The organism is Roseateles sp. (genome assembly GCF_049240545.1).
GTDB lineage: Bacteria > Pseudomonadota > Gammaproteobacteria > Burkholderiales > Burkholderiaceae_C > Paucibacter_A.
Map to the genome: position 1 here is coordinate 1 of NZ_JBMLSK010000196.1, position 21,069 is coordinate 21,069.

Below are 21,069 nucleotides of genomic sequence, written 5' to 3' on the forward strand. Positions count from 1 at the left end.
GGGATGCAGGATGCGGTGGAAAGGCATGCGAATTGACGCGCGCCAAACAAGTATTTCTTCGGCTTACTCACGAGTCCGATGGCTCGTCTGGTTCTCACGAACTGGGCGACAATGGATTGGAGGACGGGATTGGTTAGCCTTCGGTTAACGATTGACCCTTGTTGTCTTGGCTTGTTTCATTGCTCTCCAAGCAGCTTTCTTAGTCCAGTAGCGAAGCCTGGCTCGAAAATGGTGCGCCCACGGTCGGAAACCACTTCGCCGACTTTAGTTACTTCCCAGCCTTTTCGCTTGAGCGACTCTGGAGAGAGAGCCTTCCTGAGCGCCTTCAACTCCGAGTCTTCCAATTGATTGATTGCATTTGTAGGCATCGGCAACGTGCTATCGGCGATAGGCCGCTTGTCAACAACGAACGTCTTTTGTGACTTTAATAGGTTCAACTCAGCTGTAACGCGACCGAGTTTCGCAAGATCCCTCTTGACCAGCATTCGAAGCACGGGATCCTGAATTTCGCTTACATATTCTTGCGATGGGTTGTTTTTGTCTATCAGCTTCGGAGGCAACGGGCCCGCGAGGTGGGCCCACGCGTCAATGAGCTTGCGGTAGTCTTCAGCAGCGGAGTTGTACAGCCCACGGGCTTTCATGATGCTCTTCGACTCGCAGACTTTGCCCACATGGCTGTAGGAGAAGTCGCGTGGGCCTATCTCATACAGAGCCTTGCATACGCTATGCAACTCCTTGAGGTTGCGCACCTTTTGCGGCCGAGGTGATGTGGCCATAATTGAGTCCAAGACTTCATCTGGGGTCATCTTGCCGGTCATGATTTGATTTTCTTTAGGCTCTTCGTTGGATAGGGGAGGCTTTTCCCCAGCTGAATTTCGTTCACAGCGTCGCTAAGTTCAATTCCGAGGCTTTCGCCCAATTTTTTGCCAGCGTCGATGACTCTAATCACCTCGCGTTGACCAATGAATGGGTTAGTCGGCGAAGCGAGACGTGAAAGGCGTTGCATGAACGCGTTCCCGACGCTGAGTTGGTCCTCTTCACTCAGTTTCATGAACATTGGTGGCAGGCCCTCGTTGTAGAGCGCTGAGTCGAGCAACTGGCTGCGCCGCAGCACCGCCTTGTCCGCCCCCAAATCAGGGTAAAGATGGATGTTCTCGCAAACGCCGCAGAGTTGAAGCAACTCAGAGTCGATCTCCTCAAAGACCGCCTTAACCTCAGAGCTAGAGCCTTGAATTACTAACTGAGTGCCATCAGCCTCGCCGCCGTTGAGTACGTCGATGCAGCGCTCGATCAAGCGCCAGGTAGCTACGAGGGTCTCAGCCTGTTCGCTGAACTCGACCACTGTGGTCTCATAAAGTCGTTCTGCCGAGTCCAAAGCAAGGTGCTCGGTGAACAGTTCGTCGGCGAACTCCATTTCGGCCTTGCGCCGCAGGAGTTCTTGCCATTTGCGCTCCGTGGCGACCGCGCGATTGCGCGATTCGTCGAAATGATAGGCCGCATTGTTAAAGTGAGCAGTCAAGGCCTGAAGGTAATGTGGCTCTGTGACGAACCATCGGCATCGAACGCAGTTTCGAGCGCCTCCAGGAACGGGGTCGTGCGAGATTCTGGTTTGAGTGCCATTGAACGGCCCACCGTTGTAGCACCCACCGAGCGTCGCGTTGTCTTGCACCTGGCTGACGTTGCCCCCTACCAAGCAAAGACCATGGTGCATCAGCATCCAGCCTGCGGGATTGCGATCACCGGGATGAATGGGAATCGTCGCTGAAAGCGAGCCTGAGCTGTTGCAGATGGCATCGCGAATCAGCTTTTCGTGAGGAGTGTTGCGAAGAAAACCATGGATACTGACTTCTTTATTTGCATCTAACTGAGCTGCAGCCTCAGTAAGGGTTTCGGTGATCCTGGCGAGGCCGGGTTTCGTGTAATAGAGGGTCATGAGCAGGCGGGTATGGCCAACCAGCTTCTGCAAAATTGGGAACGGAACCTTTCCGTCGAGCGCCAATGCTGTGATGAGCGAGATTCGCAGGCTGTGCAAGGGGAAGTCGTTGAAACTATTCCTGCCCTTCTCGTCGCGGCCGACAAATACAATGGGCTGCCCGTCGGGGTGAGTTTCTTTCTTTTCGGCCAGCTTATCTTGTAAGGCCTCTAGCAAATTGAACCATGCATTCGAAAGAATGCCATCGGTGACAGGGAGTCCACGAAGTTCGACTGCTTCCTCCGGTTGGCGAAAAAGGAAGCAGGCGTCCGAATATGACCGATATTGCGCGTCGGTTTTGGCAGTGATGTGCCGCCCGCCAAGTTCCAGCCAAGCTGTCCGCCGTTTGATGGGGTTGTACTTACTCTGCCAATTTCGGAGCTTCTCGAACCAGAAATAGACGTTATCCAACTGGTCCGACGCCGCGTACCACGGCATCGTGTACCCCTTGTATGGCCCCTCCTTGTCCATATCAGCCGTCTTATTGGTGTTGATGTAGAGGATTGTGAATGGGGCATTGCGATTGGACGGATCAGGCTCAAGACGAAGAACACCCTGCTGCCACGGCTTGCGCTCGTCTCGATCTGCCAACGGATGGTCGTTCAGGATCCACTTACCTGCATCGAACTTCCAAGTGTCGGACTCGCCTGAATCAAGCAACCGTACTTGGTGAGTCCGCAGTGGCAGGAGCATCTTCATGAGCAAGGCGACCCATCGAACCGGACTCCACATCTGGTAGACGACTCGACCACCGAAAAACTGGCGCTTGCGCCAGACGCAATCAGGGTCGTCTTTGTCGATCAAGGCTAGGTCGACCTCATACCAATCCGGTGACGGGCGGCCTATTTCCCCTTCACCGGCGCCTTGTGCTCCTTGGGCAAAGGTCCAATCGCGAAAGTTGGGCCCTTGAGCCAGCATGCGCCTCAGAACATGGATATATCCGTAAGGTAGCGCTGAGCGAACGGACTGGGAGTGCCGCAGACTCCCACTTTGCTTTTGTGCTCGGGATAGGGGATTGCGAAATGCCGGTGAAACGATCAGCTCGCCGTCATCAGCCTCTTCGCTGCAGTTTCGCAGTAGCACCCACTCGAAGAACTCGTAGAGGTAGTTGTTCCGGGTGGTACGGCCAGTCATGCTCCCGGGGCCACAGCCCAAAACCGCGAAGTCGGGAAGCACCGCCCCCCTACGAAGAAATTCAGCGGGAGTGTTTGGAACTCCGGCCTGGGTCAGATAGATCTCAATGAAAGCATTGATGGCAGAAAGCCGCGGCCCCATGCCGCCCCTGACCGTCTGAAGCCATTCAACAGCCAGTTCACGCCACTGGGCAAACTGCGGATAATTCTGCCGAACATGTTCGAGGTCGGCATCGTGAGACTTGCGAGGGGTAAGCCGTACAGGAGGGGGTGACACGCCATCGACCTCTATCCAAGGACGAGCATGCTTGTGCCATGCGTCTGCAAGGGTGCGCAGATCATCGTAGATGCTGTTATACATCGACCTCTCAGCTAGGATGCCTCGGTCTGCCAGCAGCTTCCCCAAAGTTAAGACTGAAAAATCGAGTCTGCCAGCGCGATGCTCTAGGTAGCAGATGCGATGCACACCGAGAAGGCTCTCCAGCATGTCTGCGCGGTCGGTCTTCCCGCGCAGACGCCGAAACACTGCGTGCGGATTCGTCGGTGGAAGTTCTGGGCTGAAGTCAATCCAACCGGAGTCTGCTTTTGCCTGCCATGCATCGATAAGGTCAGCGTAGCGCTTCGTGTAGGCAAGTCGGCTGGTCAATGACTTGTCACTTGCAAAGACTTTCGCTTGGCTGAAAGCTCGCGCGGAGGCACTTCTGCCGAAGTCAAACTCGCCAGCCTCAAATCGATTTGAGCAGACCTCTTGCATTTGAGTCAGCAGCTTGACAGTGGATGATTTGACATTCCGTGCTTTGACAAGTTTGTCGAAGACAAAGGCAGGATCATCCTCAGGGCGAGCAAGACCCGATGCCCGGAAGCGAGGGGCCCGAACGTGGTGTCCCGCGTCGAAGTTCTCGTCCTCTCCAATTGCAAGATCGTTTGTTTCGCTACTGGCTTTTGCGTCGGCGAGTTTTTGCCAGGCGCTGAGCAGCGCGCGTTGGTTCGGGGCAATTTTCCTCAAGACCTGTTTTGTTGTAGCGGTGCTCGACTCGACGCTATCCTTTTCTACCGCAGCGGGCGAAAAATTGCGTTCGCCCCGATTGAATCGATCTCGGCACAATCGATAAATCGTCCTGAGAGTAGATAAACCGCTGCCGCGCCGTTTGGGGTCCTGCAGCAATTGCCGCAGCACGGAGTCTGGGTGCTCAGGGGGCGCAGTCGGGTCGAGGGCTAGATCCACTGCGTCGGAGTATTCTTGCCAAGCCTGACCAACCGCTTGATAGTCGGGGAACGCCGATGACATGTAGCTGCTCGGAGCCATCGTACCGGCAGTAGCCAGTCCTTTTCCTACTTCGGCCGGCTGAAAGCTGCGCACCCCAAGGTCGAACTGGGCACGGCAGAATTCATGAATGGAGGTTAGCGTAAGCTTGCGTTTTTCGCTCAGGATGGGATTCGATATCAGTCGATCTAAGGTTGCGTCGGGATGAACGGGATTAGTCATAAGAAGTACGTAGCCAAATATCAGGTGTAGCTAAACCTGTGGGCCAACCGTAGCGGCATGTCTTCACCCATCTTTTTGTGGGCCTCAGCCAAAATTGACGTGACTTCTGCTGTGCTTGGGCCTGTGTAGATCTTTTGGCTGTTCTCGGAGGCGTGGTGGAGCATCAGTTGGATGATCTTCACATCGAGCTTGGCCTTTCGCGCTTTTTGGCCGTATGCGTGCCGGTGGCCATGCGGGGTAGTGCCAAGGCTTTTCAGCGGCAAAAGCCCGATTCGGCGGCAGGCGGCTGCGTGTGCATCGTTGAACGTACCAAGCTGGTACATGGCTCCAGGGGTGCCCCGACGCAGATTGACAAACAGGAAGGGATGGTTGCGCTTAACGCGAACGAGTTGCTCTATGTAGCGGTTCCAGTGGTATAGGAAGAGCTCACCATGCCAGGGTTCAAACCAGTGCGCCTGTTTGTAATTGTCCGCGTCGTAGAGGCCACCCTTCCATCCAGCCTTAAGTTTGCTTTGCAAAAGGTGCCTTGGCTTCAGACCATAGTTGGCAGCTAGATAGGCATCCCGCCGTCCTCGACCACCAACTGTGGGGTCGCGCCAGTTTTCCGGTGCATAGCCTGCAGAGGGATGGTGGATTGTCACTAGCGCCGACCTAGGGTTCGTTGGATCAGGCACTACGTCTTGCACGTACAGATGGAATGGTTCAGAGGCGCGAAAGCCAGCCCCATGCAGTAGGAGGGTGATACAGATGCCTCGGTGATCAACTCGACTTCCGACTCCCCAGCCGTCCGTGATGAAGTCTTGGAACTTATCTTCCGGGAAGGCAGGTGACTCAAGCGCTGTTGCCACGGGCTCCCTTTGGGTGCTTAGTCTGCGGCTTTTCTTGTCACCTTCGGTGTTGGACCAAAGGTGACCAAGTAGGGAGTTCTCTCGGCGGTAGAGGCGCGCTGCCGAGTTCCACCGTTGTTCGTACACATTTGCAGCAACCTTTGGGTTGATGTTGGCCGCTGTTGGATTTTTCTTCCCCATCCAATCGAAGAAGAGCGTTAGGTCTGTGACTATGCCGCTACGATCCGCTCCGCTTTTCGGCCTCCAGTAGAGACCACTCGGATCCTCCCCTGTGCGTAAGTCAATCGTACCGGACTGCAGGGCGGTCGCGAAGTTGTCGAACACCGCTCTCGTATCCCGATTTGCGGGATTGGCATTCAGGTAGTAGCAAAACAATCTGACTGACCGGACTACCTTATCCATCCACGAAGGGCTGCGAGATAGAGCTTTCTCTTGGAGGTAATCGACCAACGGAGTCAGCAAGCCTGCCGGGGTCAACACACCGGGTATAGCTACCGTGTTGCCTGTGGCGTCAGCGCTTACCTCGACGTTCACTCGTACAAACATAGCTTGGCTTCACTTGTAGAAACAGCGTGCGCAAACTTGCCGGTACCGGCTGTTTCCGCCGATCAGCACCTGGGCGCCCTCTTGGAGCCGCTCTCCGTTCTGGTCGATGCGGATGTTCATCGTTGCCTTTTTTCCGCAGCGGCAAGCCGTTCGGATTTCCTCAAGGTTGTCGGCCAGAGTTAGAAGCGCAGCAGCACCAGGGAAGGCGTTACCTTGGAAGTCAGAGCGAAGTCCGAAGCACATCACTGGGGTGGCATTGCTGTGAGTCCACTTATGCAGTTGGCAAACCTGATCGACGGTCAGAAATTGCGCTTCGTCAATGAGTACGCATGCAACCTGATCGCCAGCCAAGCGCTCAAGGAAATCGGTGTGTGGCGTGTAGGTGTGGGCGACCCTTGTTAAGCCGATGCGAGAGGAGATGACACCGCGCCCATCACGGTCGTCCAGAGCTGAGGTGAGCAACAAAACCTGCTCGCCGTTTTCTTCGTAGTTGTGAGCCACTTGCAAAAGGGAGGTTGTCTTCCCTGCATTCATCGCGGCGTAACGGAACCAAAGGCTGGCCAAACGTCTCTCCTGGTGGGTGTAAGCGTCAAATTGACGCGAGCATCAATGCAAAAGTATGCACTTTAGCACCTCGCAGTTGAGATTTTGGGTGCTCAACGGATCTGCGAGTCCAGGCGTTCGACTGAATTTGAGGGGCTTCAATTTGTCTTTGTCTGGGTTTGTGATGCTTTGATGCAGAAACTATGTGAATATTTAGCCCGTAATAATCGCTGCGTAACGAAAAAATAGCTTTGCCATGGTGTTCCGTGAGGAGGAGTTCTTGTTTTGCTTGTCACGCCATTGTCGCAATCATTCGAAATGATGCGCCGAGCGACCTGATGACCTAGGGCATCCCCTAGATCGGTGGTGCGCCGAAGGCGAAATATGACAAAACCTGGGGCAAGCGAGGTAGTCAAACCCGGCTTTCGCCGCCTACTATCGAAGCAGAGGGTCAGGAGACTGCAAGAACTTGCAGCACAAAGGGCATCCGGATCTGTTGCGCCCCTCGCGTGACGGATCGGTAAGGCTAACCATAGATGGCAATGAGCAAAGACACCTACACCAGCGTCAGCGACAACGGCCTGCGTTATGAGTCCAAATTGGGCGGGTCTCCTTTTCTGGGCAGCGGTCACACCCGCTCCTGTTTCAAGTGCGGCAAACATCGCACGCCGAGCAATCTTCAATCCAAGCGCGTGCTAGGCCGCACCGAGGTGGTTTGCAAGCCGGCGTGTGCCAAGCCAAAAGAGAGCGTCTGAGCCGCAGATCGTCTGTTTTGAGCCTCGGGCCTGCAAGGCTTAGGTGCTGGGCTGTTCTTTGGCGTGAGAAAGCGCACATCGTGCCTTCTCATGCATTCCAAGGCGGCAGGCTTGGCCTAGACTCTGGGCTCATGGACGACACCCTCGCTTTTTCGCATCCCTCAACGCACAGGGCTTCTCAGATCCGCAGGCCGGCGCAGGCTGGCTGGTCTGTCTGGGCTGGGCGCTTGGTCTTGAGTCTGTCCGCATGGGCTGTATTCAGTCCTACCTCGGTTCAGGCCCAGAGTTTGAGTGTGCTGGTCAATCCTGGCGATGAGGGCGAGCAGTCCCGGTTTGCGGTATTCAATGTCTGGAAGTCCGCTCTCGAGCAATCGCTGCGTCGTGAACGCGCGGCCGGCATGCAGATCTCTCAATCCACCGATGTGGCGGCCGACCTCGGTGCGACTCGTTCGCGACTGCATGAGGTGTTTGTCGCGCCGGCCCATGTGATTGGCAGCGCTGTCCGTTACGGCTATGTACCGGTTGGAAGTGTGGATAAGCCCGTGCAAGCCGTGCTGGTCGCACCCGCCAGCAGTCCCATTAGCAGCCTGTCAACGGCAGCGGGTAAGCGCCTGGGTTTGCCGCTGCAGGACAGTGTTGTCACTTACTTGCTGCGCGGCGAAGTCAATGCGAGCAATAGCACCATCAAGCGCCATTTTGGCTCCGTCATGGAAAGCCGTTATCAAGATGCCTTGCTGGTCTGTTTGCAGATCCGCCGCTGCGATGTGGTGGCGGTGGAACGAGCCGTATTTGATCGCTGGCTTGCAGCCGGCGAGCCACTGAAGATGGTGATGCAGAGCAAGGTCGTACCCGGCATGGCGGTAGCCATCAAGCCAGGCTCGGCCCTGCAGCCCGAGGTTTTGCGAGCCGCGCTGGCCAGCAATCTGCCCGCTGCTTCTGGCTTAAAGCTGCAGCCGATCACGGCAAGTGGTTTTGAATATGTGTCCACCTTGGGTTACTTCACCCCGCGTTTGCTGCCCGGCGCCACCGTGGTGGATGCTGCGGCGGTAGCCCAGTTGATGAAGGCAGGTGCCGAGTACATCGATACGCGCACCGAGCTTGAATTCAAGGCGGGACGAGTGCCCGGATCCAAGTTGCTGCCTTATGTAGAGAAGAGCGCCAAAGACGCCGACTACAAGGCCGACGAAGACAAGTTTGACCTGAGCAAATTGCCGGCCGACAAGCGCACGGCCTTGGTGTTTGCCTGCAATGGCCCCGAATGCTGGAAGAGTTACAAGGCCAGCCATGCAGCGGTCAAGGCGGGCTACGCCAAGGTGCATTGGTTCCGCGGCGGCCTGCCGGAATGGCGCGGCGCGAATCTTCCGGTCGAAGCACAGTAGCTGACGGCGGCGCTGGTTTACCCCTTTCTTGGCGAGTCGCGCTGGGGCTCGAGCGAGCGCCGGCTCAATGGGGGGCGTAAATCGTCTGTTTGACTCCCGCGTGACGCAGGCGTTCGAGCATGCCGGTTTCGGCGCGTGCGTCGGTGACCAGCACGTCGATCGCGGTCGGGGGGCATATCTGAACACGACTGCCTGTGCCGAGCTTGTTGGCATCCGCCAACATGATGCAAGTGCGCGCCCGAGCCAGCATCGCACGAGCGACATGGGCCTCGTGCCAGGCATAGTCCAGCGCGCCATGCTCCGGGTTCAAAGCCGTGGGCGAGAGCAAGGCAAAGTCGGCGTGAAAACGCGCGATCTCACCCAGCGTGAAGTCGCCCGAGGTGGCGGGCACATCGGTTTGAAATTGGCCACCGAGCAAATGAGTCTCGATATCGCCGCTTGCGGCCAAGGTGCGCGCGATTTCGACCGAATTGGTGATGACATGAAGCTCGCGCACGTTTTGCAAAAGGGCTTGCGCCAGTGCATGTGTGGTGGAGCCTGCATCGATGAAGCAAGAGCTGCCGGAAGGGATCAGGCTGGCGGCCGCGCGGGCGATCGACTGCTTCTCGGGCTGATGCAGGCGCACACGCTCTTGGTAGCTGGCTTCGGCCTGCGTTTCATTGTGCTGAGAGCAGGGGACGGCGCCGCCATGCACGCGGCTGAGCTTGCCATGCGCCTCCAGCTCGATCAAGTCGCGCCGGACCGTCTCTTTGGAGACCCCCAGTTCGAGCGCAAAAGCGTCGGTGGTCAGGCGCTGTCGCTCATGCAGCAGTGAAATGATTTTGTCGTGACGTTCTGGGGTCCACATGGCTTGTATCGTCAATGCGCAGCTCACAAGCAGCCAAGCCGGGTCGGCCTATGCGGGTCGTGAGCGGGATGCTCATTAAGGACTTTTTGCATGACGCAGCGATGACGAAAGTGCCCAAATGGATCAGGCCATTGGGATCGCTCCCCGACGTCATTTCTCCAGCAGGCAATGCAGCGGAGCCGGCTGCAAGGGTGCGCGCAGCCCGCGCCCGCTGGCGCCACCGGGCCAGCCGAGCAGGGTTTCGGTAATAGGACCACAAATACGCCCCTGGCAGGCGCCCATGCCACAGCGGGTTTGCAGCTTGGCATCGCGCCAGCTGCGCTGGCCGTTCAACTCGCCCAGGCAGACGTCCTCGCAGCGGCAGATCAGGGTCTTGGCCTCGGCCAGTAGCAGCAACTCGGGGCGCAGGGCAAAGCGGGTGTGCAGCAGTTCCGCAAAGCGAAGCACTTGCCGGTGTTGCCGCTTGAGGTGCTCGGTCGATTGGCCCAGCAGGCGCAGCGCGGCGATCTGCCCTTCCAGCAAGGCTTTGTCGACGCCGCCAATGCCGGTGCACTCGCCGGCGGCAAAAACGTCTTTCAAGGAGCTTTGTTGATCCGCATCGACCGAGATCGCTCCCGCCGCGATGCGGCAGCCCAGCAGCTCGGCCAGTTCGATATTTGGCAACAGGCCGTAGCCGACGCCGAGCGCATCGCAGGGCAGCTCCCATTGCTCGCGGCCATTGCTGAGTTGCACCGCCTCCAACTTGCCCTCTCCCAGCGCACGGGTCACCCAGACGCCAGGGCGGTAGGGGATGCCGCGCAAGCGCCAGCCCAGCCCCAGTGCTTGGGCCATCTTGGCCAGTGGCAAGCGGGCCGCGAAGCCGGCCAAGGCCTGGCGCGGCGCTTGTTCGGCCACGCACAGCAGCTCCGCGCCAGCCGCTTTTGCGGTATCGGCCGAGGCCAAGAGCAATGGTCCTGAGCCCGCCAGCAGCACGCGGCGGCCTGCAATCGGCCAGCCGTTCTTGATCAAGGCCTGTAGCCCACCCGCACCGCTGACGCCTGGCAAGGTCCAGCCTGGAAAGGGCAAGAAGCGTTCCCGAGCCCCCAGAGCCAGCAGCATCTGCGGGGCTTGCACAGAGACGCCGGGCGCTTGCGGCTGCTGCAGGTTTTGCAGCCGCAGTCGGAACTCGCCCTGGCTTTCAACGGCGATCACCGCATGGCCGCTCAGCAGCTGCAGCAAAGGATTGGCCATCAGGGCCTGCAGCGTTTGCGCCCAAGGCTGGGGCGGGCCGGCTCGCCAGATTTGCCCACCGGGGCGCAGGCCTTGGTCGATCCAGATGACGCGCTTCTTCGCTTGCAGCAGTTCTTGGATGGCCGCCATGCCGGCTGGGCCGGCGCCCACCACGATGACATCGGCGTGATGCTGTGTGCTCATGCGTCGGTCTCGATGTGCATGCCGTCGAGGCTGGGCGTCATGCAGGCCAGGCGATTCGGACTGCCGTCAATTCGCACTCTGCATTCTTGGCATTGGCCCATGCCGCAAAACGCGGCGCGCGCTTCACCGCTGAGCGAGCGACGCGTGCCGCTCAAGCCGGCGTGCGCCAAGGCCGCAGCAACGCTGCAGCCGGCCGGCACCAGGCAGGGCCGGCCGTTGATGTGGACGGTGAGTTGGCGGGTGAGGAGGGGCGCGCTCATGCGAATCGTGTCGGAGTAAAAGCGCTGGCATCCAGCGTGGTGGGACGGCCCAGGGCCAGCTCGGCCAGCAATTCAGCGGTGGCCAACGAGGTGGTGATGCCCAGGCCCTCATGCCCGCAGGCCAGCCAGACCCGCGGCAAATGGGGGTGGGCGCCGATCAAGGGCTGGCCATCGCAGCTGGCCGGGCGCACCCCAGTCCAGCAGCGCAGCAAACTCATCTCCGCCAGGGCAGGCAGATAGTCGCAAGCCAGGCCCAGCATTTGTTTGAGCATCAGCGGGTCCAATGCGCGATCGGCACAGGCCGCCGCACCCAGCTGGCGCGAGGAGCCAATCAAGAGCTGGCCGCCGGGGCGGGCCTGCACATTGAAGGACACGGTGTCTGCATCCAGCACATGGGCTTTTTTGATATAGCCCAACTCCACCAATTGGTGCTTGACGGTTTGCGGGCCGCGCTGGGTGATGGCCAGATGGCCTTTCTTCGGCAGCAGCCAGCCCTCAGGCAGCCAGCGCTGACTGGCCAGGCCGGCGCAGAGCACGGTCATGGCGCCCCAGAGCTGCCGGCCATCGCGCAGGCGCACGCTGCTGCCATCGAAGCTCTCGACCTCGCCGTCGATGATCTCGGCTCGGGCCTCTTCCAGCCAGCGGGCCACCACCTTGGGCGGGTAGACGCGGGCATCATCGGCTACCCGCAAGGCGCCGCTCAGGCCGGGACGCAGCAGCGGTTCGGCGCGCGCCAGTTCGGCGGCGTCGAGCATCTCTGCAGGCAGGCCTTGTTGCTGATACCAAGCCTGCTTGCGTTCGGCCAGGGCAAGTTCTTCGTCATCGGCCGCGATCCAAAGAGTGCCGCAGCGCTGGTGTTCGGCTTGTTCGGCGTGCTGCGGCGCTTGAGCCAGCCATTCGGCCCAGAGCTGCTGGCTGCGCTGGGTCAGCTTGAATTCGGCGTCAGCACCGCCGGCCTCATCGTCCACGATCAAGAGGTGGCCCATCGAGGCGGCGGTGGCGCCGCCGCCTAAGGCGCCAGGTTCGATGACTGCAACCGAAAGGCCTTGGCGCGCAAACTCACGTGCACAGGCGGCGCCAATGATGCCGGCGCCGACGATCAAAACATCGGCATTGCGGCGCTGCTTCAGCGGCGCGGTGCTCAAGCTGCAGAGCCCGGGTGCGAATCTTGTTTGATGCCCCAGGCGAACGGGTCGCCGGGCTGGAAGACCAGGGTGGCGTCCATATTCACATACGCCCGACCTGAGATGGAGGGCAAAACCTGACCCTCCGCCGTGGCGCTGGAACCAGATTGATCGACGCGGTAGCTGGCTTCGAACACGCTGCCGATCACGCTTTCTTGGCGCCAGATCTCGCCCGGCGCTAGCTTGCCCGAGGCCGCCAGGCAGGCGATCTTTGCGCTGGTGCCGGTGCCGCAGGGCGAACGGTCATAGGCTTTGCCGGGGCACAGCACAAAGTTGCGGCCTTGGTTGGCGGGGTCTTGGGCGGGACCGATCAATTCGATGTGATCGATCAACTGACCGTTGGCGCCTGTGATGCCTTGCGCGGTCAAGGCCTCGCGAATGCGCCAGGACAAGTCGGTCAGCGCCTCGGCATGCGCCAGCGTCAGCTTCAGGCCATGGTCCTCGCAGAGGAAGAACCAGTTGCCGCCCCAGGCCACATCGCCATGCACCAGGCCATGACCCGGCACCTGCACCGCCACGGCCTTGGCGTGACGATAGGCGGGCACATTGGCCACCGTCACGCCGCCGTCGGCGGCCAAGCGGGCGGTGACCGCGCCGACCGGGGTTTCGATGCGGTGCTCGCCGGGGCCGATGCGGCCCAGGTAAGCCAGCGTGGCGACCAGGCCGATGGTGCCGTGGCCGCACATGCCCAGATAGCCCACATTGTTGAAGAAGATCACGCCGCAGGCACTGGCGGGGTCGACCGGTTCGCACAGCAGCGCGCTGACCAAGACATCGGAGCCGCGCGGCTCATTGACCAAGGCGCTGCGCCAGCCATCGTGCTGATCGCGCATGCGCGCCAGCCGTTCGGCCATGCTGCCCGAGCCCAAATCCGGTCCACCGGAAATGAGGATGCGGGTCGGCTCGCCGCCGGTGTGAGAGTCAATGAATCGCATGGCTGTGGCGCAGTGTGAGGGGGGTATGTGTCAGGCGATCACCGCCTGGGCATAAGAGCGTAAATAGTCCAGCAAGGCATCCGAGGCGGCGGCTGCTGCGTTGGGCTCGCCCTCAGCAATCGCTTGGGCCAGCGCCAAATGGCAGCGCGCGCCTTCGCTCATATCGCCTTGGTGTTGATAGGCATACCAAAAGCGTCGGCACTGGATGGCCATGGGGATCACGGCCGCCACCGCAAATGGGTTGCGGCAGGCGGCGTGATTGACATGGTCCAGCGCTTGGTCGGCGGCCATATAGGCGCCCAAGTCCGAGCCTTCGCTGGCCTTGATCATTTGCTGAGCACAGGCCAGCAGATCCTGGCGCTGCTGCGGGGTGGCGCGGCGCGCGGAGGTGGAGGCGATCAAACGCTCCAGCACACGTCGCGCTTCCAGCAGGTCGAGGTGCTCGGCCAGGCGGATGTCGCTGACCAGCAGGCCGCGGCGTGGCTGTTGCACGATCAGGCCGCTGGCCACCAGGCGCATCAGCGCTTCGCGGGTCGGCGTGCGGCCCAGGCCGGTGTGTTCGATCAAGTCGGCTTCCACAATCGGCGCGCCGGGCCGCAGGGCCAGGGTCGAGATCATGGACTCCAAGGTGTCGTAGGCCTGATCGGCAAAACGACGTTTATCGGGTTCGCCTGCGGCGATGGGCGCTTCGGCGGGTGCCTTGAGTGCAGCAGTTTTCTTCATGGGCACATCATCGCAGGCCCAGGCCGCACTGGCGGCCCGGGGTTTCACCGGCTTGGGCGCTTGTTGGCCTTGATCAGAACAAACGGCTCAGGTCCGGGCGGGTGTCCAGGCCGTGCTGGATGATGGCCATGACGCGCTCGCGCTCGGCGCCGGCCAGCGGCAGGCGCGGACGGCGTACGTTTTCGTTGCCGACGCCGGCCATGGTCTCGGCCAGCTTGATGTTTTGCACCAGCTTGGCGCTCACATCCAGGTGCAGTAGCGGCATGAACCATTGGTAAATCTTCAGCGCTTCGTCATAGCGCTTGGCTTGCATCAGTTTGTAGATGGCCACGGTCTCGGCCGGGAAGGCGGTGCACAGGCCGGCCAGCAAGCCGTCGCAGCCCAGGGCCAGCGCTTCGAAGCTCAGGTCATCAACGCCGATGAAGAGCTGATAGCGATCGCCCACGGTGTTGCGCAGATCGGTGACGCGGCGGATGTTGTCGGTGGACTCCTTGATGGCCACCAGCCATTCGCAGTCGGCCAACTCCACCATGTCTTCGGGCTTCAGGTCCACGCGGTAGGACACCGGGTTGTTGTAAATCATGATGGGCAACTGGGCCGCATCGGCGATGGTGCGCACATTGGTGATGGCTTCGCGGGTGTCGGCCGGGTAGAGCACGGCCGGCATCAGCATCAGGCCCTGCACGCCAATGCGGTTGGCGCCTTCCACATAGCGCAGCGCATTGCGGGTGCTGGTTTCCGACACATTGGCCAGCACCGGCACGCGGCCAGCGGAGACGCGCACCGCGGTGGCGGCGACTTCGAGCTTTTCTTCCAGGGAGAGCGTGCTGGCCTCGCCCAGCGAGCCGCCGGTGACCAGGCCGTCCACGCCGTTGGCGATCAGGAACTCAAAGTGGCGCTCCATCTCGGCCACATCGAGGTCTTCGTTGGGCTTGAACTTGGAGGTCACTGCCGGGAAGATGCCCTTCCAGCGAGGCAGTTCAGGGCGGGCTTGGGGCAGGGGTTTGGCGCTCATGGAATCTCCGTTGGTATGCCGTTAATATATTTAACGATAACCTTGCGGAACTTGTCTGTCAAGCCCAAATGGATGCGGGTAAGTTGGGGCTGAGGCCGATTCGGTTTCACATGCCTCGGCGCTTACAATCCGCCGCTTGTTCGACCGCCGCACCCGTGTTCTCGATCCGAGTGCAGGACGAAGTTTTCATTCCAAAGGGATTTGCTGTGTTTATTTCCAATGCTTTTGCCCAGGCCGCCCCGGCCGCTGCTGGTAGTACTGAGTCCAGCCTGTTGAGCATGCTGCCGCTGGTTTTGATGTTTGTGGTCTTGTATTTCGTGATGATTCGTCCGCAGATGAAGCGTCAAAAGGAACACAAAGCCATGATCGACGCCATCGCCAAGGGCGACGAAGTCGTCACCTCGGGCGGTCTGCTGGGCAAGATCAGCAAGGTCGGCGAGAGCTATCTGACGCTGGAAGTGGCGGATGGCGTGGAGTTGCAATTGCAGCGCGGTGCGGTGGTTCAAGTCTTGCCCAAGGGCACCATCAAGTCTTAAGCCAAGCCCTGTTCGGCATTGTTGCCAAGCCGCCCCAAGCCGCCAGTCGGATGGGCGGCAACCCGGTCAAACACAGCCGGCGCCCTCAAAAGCGCCGGTTTGCACATGCCGGGCCTGAGAGGATGTTCCTATGAACCGCTATCCGCTGTGGAAGTACGCGATCCTGTTGCTCGCTTTGCTGATCGGCACGATCTACACCTTGCCCAATGTGTTCGGCGAAGCGCCGGCCGTGCAGGTTTCAAGTGCCAAGGTCACCATGAAGGTGGACCAGGCGCTGAGTGCCCGTATTGAAAAGGCACTGGCCGATGCCCAGATCAAGCCTGATTTCGTGCAATTGGAAGGCAACTCGATCAAGGCCCGGTTTGGCGATCTGGATACCCAGATCAAGGCCAAAGAAGCCATCAACAAGGCCATCAATGCCGACCCGGCAGAGCCTTCCTATATCGTCGCCTTGAACCTGCTGTCGCGTTCGCCGCAGTGGCTGTCCAAGCTGCATGCCTTCCCCATGTATTTGGGTCTGGACTTGCGCGGTGGCGTGCACTTCTTGATGCAGGTCGACATGAAGTCCGCGCTGACCAAGAAGGCCGAATCGCTGACCGGTGACGCGCGCACCATGCTGCGCGACAAGAACATCCGCCACGCCGGCATCAGCCGTGATGGCAATTCGGTGGTGATTGCCTTCCGTGAGGAAGCGGTGCGCAAGCAGGCCGAAGACCTGTTGAGCGAGCAGCTTCCCGATGTGCAATGGACGCCCAGCAACGATGGGCTTGACCTGCGTCTGACCGGGGCCCTGAAGCCCAAGGCGGAGATTGCGGTTCAAGAAGCCGCACTCAATCAGAACATCACCACCTTGCACAACCGAGTTAACGAACTCGGCGTGTCCGAGCCGGTGATTCAAAAGCAAGGGCGCGACCGCGTGGTCGTGCAACTGCCGGGCGTGCAAGACACCGCCAAGGCCAAGGACATCATCGGCCGCACCGCCACGCTGGAGTTGCGCATGGTGGACGATGGCGCCGAAGCGCAAGCCGCGCTGAGTGGTTCCGGCCCTGTGCCTTTTGGAACCGAGCGTTTCATCGACCGTGGCTTCGGCCCCATCATCGTCAAGCGCCAAGTGGTGCTGACCGGTGAAAACCTGACCGATGCACAACCGGGCTTTGATGAAAACCAGCAGCCCTCGGTGGACCTGACGCTGGACGCCAAGGGTGCGCGCATCATGAAGGACATGTCGCGCGAGAACATCGGCAAGCGCATGGCCATCATCTTGTTCGAGAAGGGCAAGGGCGAGGTCGTGACCGCGCCGGTGATCCGCAGCGAACTGAGCGGCGGCCGCGTCAAGATCTCCGGAGCCATGACCACACAGGAAGCCAATGACACCGCGCTGCTGCTGCGTGCCGGCTCCCTGGCCGCGCCGATGGAAATCGTTGAAGAAAAGACCGTCGGCCCTAGCCTGGGCAAGGAAAACATCGAGAAAGGCATCTTGTCGGTGACCTGGGGCTTTGTGGCCGTCGCCGTCTTCATGAGCGTGTACTACATGCTCTTCGGCCTCTTCTCGTCGCTGGCGCTGGGCTTCAACCTCTTGCTGCTGGTCGCAGTCTTGTCGATGCTGCAGGCGACGCTGTCGCTGCCGGGCATTGCGGCGATTGCGCTGGTGCTGGGCATGGCGATTGACTCTAACGTGCTGATCAATGAGCGCATCCGCGAGGAGCTACGAGCCGGCATGGCGCCGCAGGCGGCCATCAATATCGGTTACGAACGCGCCTTCGCCACGATCTTGGACTCCAACGTCACCACCTTGATCGCTGGCCTGGCCCTGTTGGCCTTTGGCTCTGGCCCGGTGAAGGGTTTCGCCATCGTGCACTGCCTGGGTATCCTGACCTCGATGTTCTCTTCGGTCATGTTCTCGCGTGCCTTGGTCAACCTCTGGTATGGCCGTCAGAAGAAACTCAAATCGCTGTCGATCGGGCAGATCTGGAAACCTGAGTCCGAGGCCGAACAGCCTGCGGCCAAGTAAGCCCTAGGGAGTCGAGAAAACATGGAACTCTTCCGTATCAAGCGGGACCTCCCGCTGATGAAGCATGCGTTGATCTTCAACGTCATCTCCTTTGTCACTTTCGCCGCTGCCGTGTTCTTTTTGGTCACCCGTGGCCTGCATTTCTCTATCGAGTTCAAGGGTGGAACGGTCATTGAGGCCGAGTACGCTCAGGCGGCCGAAGTCGAGAAGACCCGCCAACTGGTGGAGAAACTCGGTTTCGGTGAAGTTCAGGTTCAGAACTTTGGCAGCACCCGGGATGTGATGATCCGCCTGCCGCTGCTCCCCGATATCAAGCAGACCGAGCAGGTCGACCTGGTGTTCGACGCTTTGTGCAAGGCCGAAAGTGGCAGCATCAGCCAGCGTCAAATCGTCAGTGACAAGGGCGAGGCGATCAGCAAGCAGGTGTGCATGACGACCGCAGGCCTTGAGCCGATCAAGCTTTCGCGCAGCGAAGTAGTGGGCCCTGCCGTGGGCGCCGAGTTGGCCCTAGACGCCGCCAAGGCCTTGCTGGCCACGGTGATCGGCATCATGATTTATCTGGCCTTCCGCTTCGAGTGGAAGTTTGCCGTCGCCGGCATCATCGCCAACTTGCACGACGTGGTCATCATCCTGGGCTTCTTCGCCTTCTTCCAGTGGGAGTTCTCGCTGGCGGTGTTGGCAGCGATCTTGGCGGTGCTGGGCTATTCGGTGAACGAGTCGGTGGTGATTTTTGACCGGGTGCGCGAAGCCTTCCGCAAGTACCGCAAACTCAACACCCATGAGGTGATCGACCACGCCATCACGTCCACAATGAGCCGGACCTTCATCACCCACGGCAGCACGCAGTTGATGGTCTTGTCCATGTTGATTTTTGGCGGACCGACACTGCATTACTTCGCCGTGGCACTGACCATCGGCATCTGCTTCGGCATTTACTCCTCGGTCTTCGTGGCGGCGGCCATTGCCATGTGGTTGGGGGTCAAGCGTGAAGATCTGGTGGCTGCCCCGGTCAACAAGGGTGATCCGGACGATCCGAACGCCGGAGCCCTGGTGTAGAGTCTCCAAGACCGAATCACCATCGCGCAGGACCTGTTGATCCCATGACCGCAGACGCTCGCAAGCAGGCCTTGGCCTCACAAGCTCGACGCATCTATGTCGAAGCGTTGGTGCAGGGCATGGTCGGCCTCGGGCAAGCGATCAACGAGGCGGCGGACAAGCTGCTTTTGCAGCCGAGTGAATATGCGGTGATGGTGGCACGTCGCGACGGCGTGCAGTCCTGGCATCGGCATGGGCCGGCTTGGCAGGCCGGTGTCATCAGCGGCCTGCGGCATGCGGCCGTTTACGGCATCGTCGACAGCCATGGCTCCGGGGCGGCGGCATCGCTCGAGTCGGCCGATAGCAAGATGATGGCCTTGGTGGATGACGACATCATCGAGCGTGAAATCACGGCCTCGCGTCTGGCCTTGGCCATGATGGACAAAGCCACCTGGGAGTTCACCGATCTGCGCACCCGGCTGCAGCAGTTGGAGCAGCAGGATGATCTCCCCCCGCACGATTTGCTGCGCGCCAATGTGGTGGCCAAGCTGGTGCTGGATGCCTGGACCCGCAGCGGGCTGGGGCCGTCCGAATGGCAGATGCTGCGCAATGAATTGCACGATGAGTTCGCGCAGATTCTGGGTGAGGCCTATCACGAGGTGAACCGCTGGCTGGTGGCCCAGGCCGTGATGCCTGAGGTGGATCTTCGCCCCTTCATCCGCCGCTCGGGCCATGGGGGGGGAGGGGCGGTCGCCGCCAGCGATGGCAGCGAAGTCCCCGGCCGAGCCCCTGGGCAGATTCGAGCCTCCTCCGGTTTGTCGGGTTTGCCCAGTGGCTCGCCCAACGCCGCCCGCAGCCCGGTCAGCAGCCAGGCTGAAGAGGTCTTGCATTTGCTGCAAAAAATCGTCGGCGCCCAGGTGCCCTCCTTCGCGGCGACGCGGATGGACGCCACCAAGGCGGCAACCGGTTTGATGGGGGCCGCAAATGCCCGGCCGACCGGCCTGCGCCTGACCACGGCGATCAAGCAGGCTCAAGAGACGATGCAGCGTGCGCCCACGCAAACTGCCGTGGCGGGCGAGATGGCCGCGCCCCAGGTTCTGGAAGATCTGCGGGCGCGTAATCAAGCCTTCAAACAGGCGCTCAAACAAGCCGCCGATACGCCCGCCGAGCGCGCCTCCATCGAGTTGGTGGCGATGATGTTCCAGAGCATCTTGATGGAAGAGCGCATTCCGGCTTCGGTGCGGGTGTGGTTTGCGCGCCTGCAGATGCCGGTCTTGCGAGTTGCGGTGAGCGAGCCGGACTTCTTCGCCGCCACCGACCACCCCGCCCGGCAGTTGATCGACCGCATGGGTTCTTGCGTGATGGGTTTCAGCGCCGGCAGCAATGCCGGTGCGAGCGCAGGAAGCGGTGACCCGCTGGAGCGCGAAATCAAGCGGGTGGTGCAGGTGGTTGAGGCCTATCCGGACACCGGTCGGCGCGTCTTTCAGACCGTCTTGACCGAGTTTGCCAAGTTTCTCGACAACTACTTCGAGCATGAGAATCAGGCCAGCCGCCTGGGCGTTTCTCTGGCCCAGCAGGTCGAGCAGCGCGAGACGCTGGCAATTCAGTACACGATCGAATTGCGCAAGATGCTCAATGCCGTGCCGGTCCAAGATGGCGTGCGCGAGTTTCTGTTTCACGTCTGGGCCGATGTGCTGGCCGTGGCTGCGGTGCGCGATGGCGCCCAGTCTGAGGCGACCCGCCAGATGAAGCGTGCCGCGGCAGACCTGATTTGGTCGGCCAGCGCCAAGGTCACGCGCGAAGAGCGTGCCGAAGTGATCCGGCGCTTGCCTCCGCTGCTGAAAACCTTGCGCGACGGCATGGGACACGCGGGTTTGGCGGCCGAAAAGCAAGATGAGCAGATCCGCATTCTGAACAATGCCTTGGCTGCGGCCTTTACCGCCAAGAGCGCCGAGATCCCGCGTGAGCGCCTGGATGAGTTGATGGATCAACTCGAGACTCTGGAAACCATGCTGCCAGATGGCGAGGTCGAGATCGACGAAACCTTGGTGCGCGACCTCTCGGGCCATGAGGTCGATGGTCTGGAGGTGGTGGGCGAAGGTGGTGCGGATCCCACGCCCGCCATGCTGGCTTGGGCGCGCGAGTTGCAAGTGGGCGGCTGGTATATGTTGGACTACCGCAATCGCAATGAGGCCATGCAACTGGCTTGGCGCGGCACCCGTCGGCAGATGGCTTTGTTCGTGACCGCCTCGGGTCGCGGGGTCTTGTTCCCGCTCAAACGCATGGCGGCGTTCTTGCAAGCGGGCCTACTGCTGCCCGCGCAAGACGAGTCCTTGACGGTGAAGGCCACGCGCAATGCGCTGGCCAAGTTGGATGTGGATCCAGGGCGGCTCTTGAGCTGAATCGGCTCTGGCCGGGCTTTGACCAGGGCTCGGTGTCCGCGCCAGT

The 21,069-nt window shown here is 60.4% G+C and carries 17 protein-coding genes; 6 read left to right on the forward strand and 11 right to left on the reverse strand.

Annotated elements, in window-relative coordinates:
* Window positions 1-176 precede the first annotated feature (176 nt).
* From gmtX to ACOVRJ_RS12315, 4 genes are read right to left on the reverse strand one after another with little or no spacing between them, the layout of a single operon-like run.
* Window positions 177-818 (reverse strand): gamma-mobile-trio protein GmtX, encoded by a 642-nt coding sequence (gene gmtX, locus ACOVRJ_RS12300; protein ID WP_422044136.1) that lies wholly within the window; start codon window positions 816-818, stop codon window positions 177-179.
* On the reverse strand, window positions 815-4,591 hold the full coding sequence (gmtZ, locus tag ACOVRJ_RS12305; protein ID WP_422044137.1) for a gamma-mobile-trio integrase GmtZ: 3,777 nt from the start codon (window positions 4,589-4,591) through the stop codon (window positions 815-817). The genes gmtX and gmtZ overlap by 4 nt, the downstream gene beginning before the upstream one ends.
* Window positions 4,592-4,611: 20 nt before the next feature.
* Entirely contained in the window at window positions 4,612-5,985 is a 1,374-nt protein-coding gene (gmtY, locus tag ACOVRJ_RS12310; RefSeq protein WP_422044138.1) for a gamma-mobile-trio recombinase GmtY, read from the reverse strand.
* Between the two features lie 9 nt (window positions 5,986-5,994).
* Complete coding sequence (locus ACOVRJ_RS12315; RefSeq protein WP_422044139.1) at window positions 5,995-6,549, reverse strand: thymidine kinase; 555 nt, start codon at window positions 6,547-6,549, stop codon at window positions 5,995-5,997.
* Window positions 6,550-7,064: 515 nt separating this feature from the next.
* On the opposite strand from ACOVRJ_RS12315, the gene ACOVRJ_RS12320 reads away from it, so the two are divergent.
* Together ACOVRJ_RS12320 and ACOVRJ_RS12325 are read left to right on the forward strand one after the other, a co-directional pair.
* Window positions 7,065-7,283, forward strand: coding sequence for a hypothetical protein (locus tag ACOVRJ_RS12320; protein ID WP_422044140.1), 219 nt, complete (start codon window positions 7,065-7,067; stop codon window positions 7,281-7,283).
* A gap of 131 nt (window positions 7,284-7,414) precedes the next feature.
* Complete coding sequence (locus ACOVRJ_RS12325) at window positions 7,415-8,662, forward strand: rhodanese-like domain-containing protein (protein WP_422044141.1); 1,248 nt, start codon at window positions 7,415-7,417, stop codon at window positions 8,660-8,662.
* 64 nt (window positions 8,663-8,726) lie between these two features.
* On the opposite strand, the gene ACOVRJ_RS12330 is transcribed toward ACOVRJ_RS12325, so the two are convergent.
* The 7 genes from ACOVRJ_RS12330 to ACOVRJ_RS12360 all read right to left on the reverse strand — a co-directional run bounded on the left by ACOVRJ_RS12330 (window position 8,727) and on the right by ACOVRJ_RS12360 (window position 15,039).
* Window positions 8,727-9,509, reverse strand: a complete 783-nt coding sequence (locus ACOVRJ_RS12330) for a DeoR/GlpR family DNA-binding transcription regulator (protein WP_422044142.1) — start codon at window positions 9,507-9,509, stop codon at window positions 8,727-8,729.
* A 150-nt stretch (window positions 9,510-9,659) separates the two neighbouring features.
* Window positions 9,660-10,922, reverse strand: a complete 1,263-nt coding sequence (locus ACOVRJ_RS12335) for an FAD-dependent oxidoreductase (protein WP_422044143.1) — start codon at window positions 10,920-10,922, stop codon at window positions 9,660-9,662.
* Window positions 10,919-11,182: a (2Fe-2S)-binding protein gene (locus tag ACOVRJ_RS12340; protein WP_422044144.1), complete on the reverse strand. Its 264-nt coding sequence runs from the start codon at window positions 11,180-11,182 to the stop codon at window positions 10,919-10,921. Before ACOVRJ_RS12340 ends, ACOVRJ_RS12335 begins: the two co-directional genes overlap by 4 nt.
* Window positions 11,179-12,327: an NAD(P)/FAD-dependent oxidoreductase gene (locus ACOVRJ_RS12345; protein WP_422044145.1), complete on the reverse strand. Its 1,149-nt coding sequence runs from the start codon at window positions 12,325-12,327 to the stop codon at window positions 11,179-11,181. Before ACOVRJ_RS12345 ends, ACOVRJ_RS12340 begins: the two co-directional genes overlap by 4 nt.
* A complete protein-coding gene (locus tag ACOVRJ_RS12350) occupies window positions 12,324-13,301 on the reverse strand; it encodes a 4-hydroxyproline epimerase (protein WP_422044146.1) in 978 nt (325 codons plus the stop codon). The genes ACOVRJ_RS12345 and ACOVRJ_RS12350 overlap by 4 nt, the downstream gene beginning before the upstream one ends.
* Window positions 13,302-13,331: 30 nt before the next feature.
* Window positions 13,332-14,024 carry a GntR family transcriptional regulator gene (locus ACOVRJ_RS12355; RefSeq protein ID WP_422044147.1) on the reverse strand — a complete coding sequence of 231 codons (693 nt, stop codon included), beginning with the start codon at window positions 14,022-14,024 and terminating at the stop codon, window positions 13,332-13,334.
* Between the two features lie 73 nt (window positions 14,025-14,097).
* The gene (locus ACOVRJ_RS12360) at window positions 14,098-15,039 is read right to left on the reverse strand and encodes a dihydrodipicolinate synthase family protein (RefSeq protein ID WP_422044148.1); all 942 of its coding nucleotides are present in this window, start codon (window positions 15,037-15,039) and stop codon (window positions 14,098-14,100) included.
* A gap of 206 nt (window positions 15,040-15,245) precedes the next feature.
* Between ACOVRJ_RS12360 and yajC the strand changes: the two genes are divergently transcribed.
* From yajC to ACOVRJ_RS12380, 4 genes are all read left to right on the forward strand, one after another.
* On the forward strand, window positions 15,246-15,575 hold the full coding sequence (gene yajC / locus ACOVRJ_RS12365) for a preprotein translocase subunit YajC (RefSeq protein ID WP_422044149.1): 330 nt from the start codon (window positions 15,246-15,248) through the stop codon (window positions 15,573-15,575).
* Between the two features lie 130 nt (window positions 15,576-15,705).
* Window positions 15,706-17,586: a protein translocase subunit SecD gene (gene secD / locus ACOVRJ_RS12370; protein ID WP_422044150.1), complete on the forward strand. Its 1,881-nt coding sequence runs from the start codon at window positions 15,706-15,708 to the stop codon at window positions 17,584-17,586.
* Between the two features lie 21 nt (window positions 17,587-17,607).
* A complete protein-coding gene (gene secF / locus ACOVRJ_RS12375) occupies window positions 17,608-18,642 on the forward strand; it encodes a protein translocase subunit SecF (RefSeq protein WP_422044151.1) in 1,035 nt (344 codons plus the stop codon).
* Between the two features lie 44 nt (window positions 18,643-18,686).
* Entirely contained in the window at window positions 18,687-21,023 is a 2,337-nt protein-coding gene (locus tag ACOVRJ_RS12380) for a DUF1631 family protein (RefSeq protein WP_422044152.1), read from the forward strand.
* The last annotated feature ends 46 nt before the right edge of the window (window positions 21,024-21,069 follow it).

What these genes read in the sequence shown, in the direction of transcription:
- gmtX (WP_422044136.1), bottom strand. Translation starts at nt 818, where the DNA reads ATGACCGGCAAGATGACCCCAGATGAAGTCTTGGACTCAATTATGGCC.
- gmtZ (WP_422044137.1), bottom strand. Translation starts at nt 4,591, where the DNA reads ATGACTAATCCCGTTCATCCCGACGCAACCTTAGATCGACTGATATCG.
- gmtY (WP_422044138.1), bottom strand. Translation starts at nt 5,985, where the DNA reads ATGTTTGTACGAGTGAACGTCGAGGTAAGCGCTGACGCCACAGGCAAC.
- ACOVRJ_RS12320 (WP_422044140.1), top strand. Translation starts at nt 7,065, where the DNA reads ATGGCAATGAGCAAAGACACCTACACCAGCGTCAGCGACAACGGCCTG.
- ACOVRJ_RS12325 (WP_422044141.1), top strand. Translation starts at nt 7,415, where the DNA reads ATGGACGACACCCTCGCTTTTTCGCATCCCTCAACGCACAGGGCTTCT.
- ACOVRJ_RS12330 (WP_422044142.1), bottom strand. Translation starts at nt 9,509, where the DNA reads ATGTGGACCCCAGAACGTCACGACAAAATCATTTCACTGCTGCATGAG.
- ACOVRJ_RS12335 (WP_422044143.1), bottom strand. Translation starts at nt 10,922, where the DNA reads ATGAGCACACAGCATCACGCCGATGTCATCGTGGTGGGCGCCGGCCCA.
- ACOVRJ_RS12340 (WP_422044144.1), bottom strand. Translation starts at nt 11,182, where the DNA reads ATGAGCGCGCCCCTCCTCACCCGCCAACTCACCGTCCACATCAACGGC.
- ACOVRJ_RS12350 (WP_422044146.1), bottom strand. Translation starts at nt 13,301, where the DNA reads ATGCGATTCATTGACTCTCACACCGGCGGCGAGCCGACCCGCATCCTC.
- ACOVRJ_RS12355 (WP_422044147.1), bottom strand. Translation starts at nt 14,024, where the DNA reads ATGAAGAAAACTGCTGCACTCAAGGCACCCGCCGAAGCGCCCATCGCC.
- ACOVRJ_RS12360 (WP_422044148.1), bottom strand. Translation starts at nt 15,039, where the DNA reads ATGAGCGCCAAACCCCTGCCCCAAGCCCGCCCTGAACTGCCTCGCTGG.
- secD (WP_422044150.1), top strand. Translation starts at nt 15,706, where the DNA reads ATGAACCGCTATCCGCTGTGGAAGTACGCGATCCTGTTGCTCGCTTTG.
- secF (WP_422044151.1), top strand. Translation starts at nt 17,608, where the DNA reads ATGGAACTCTTCCGTATCAAGCGGGACCTCCCGCTGATGAAGCATGCG.
- ACOVRJ_RS12380 (WP_422044152.1), top strand. Translation starts at nt 18,687, where the DNA reads ATGACCGCAGACGCTCGCAAGCAGGCCTTGGCCTCACAAGCTCGACGC.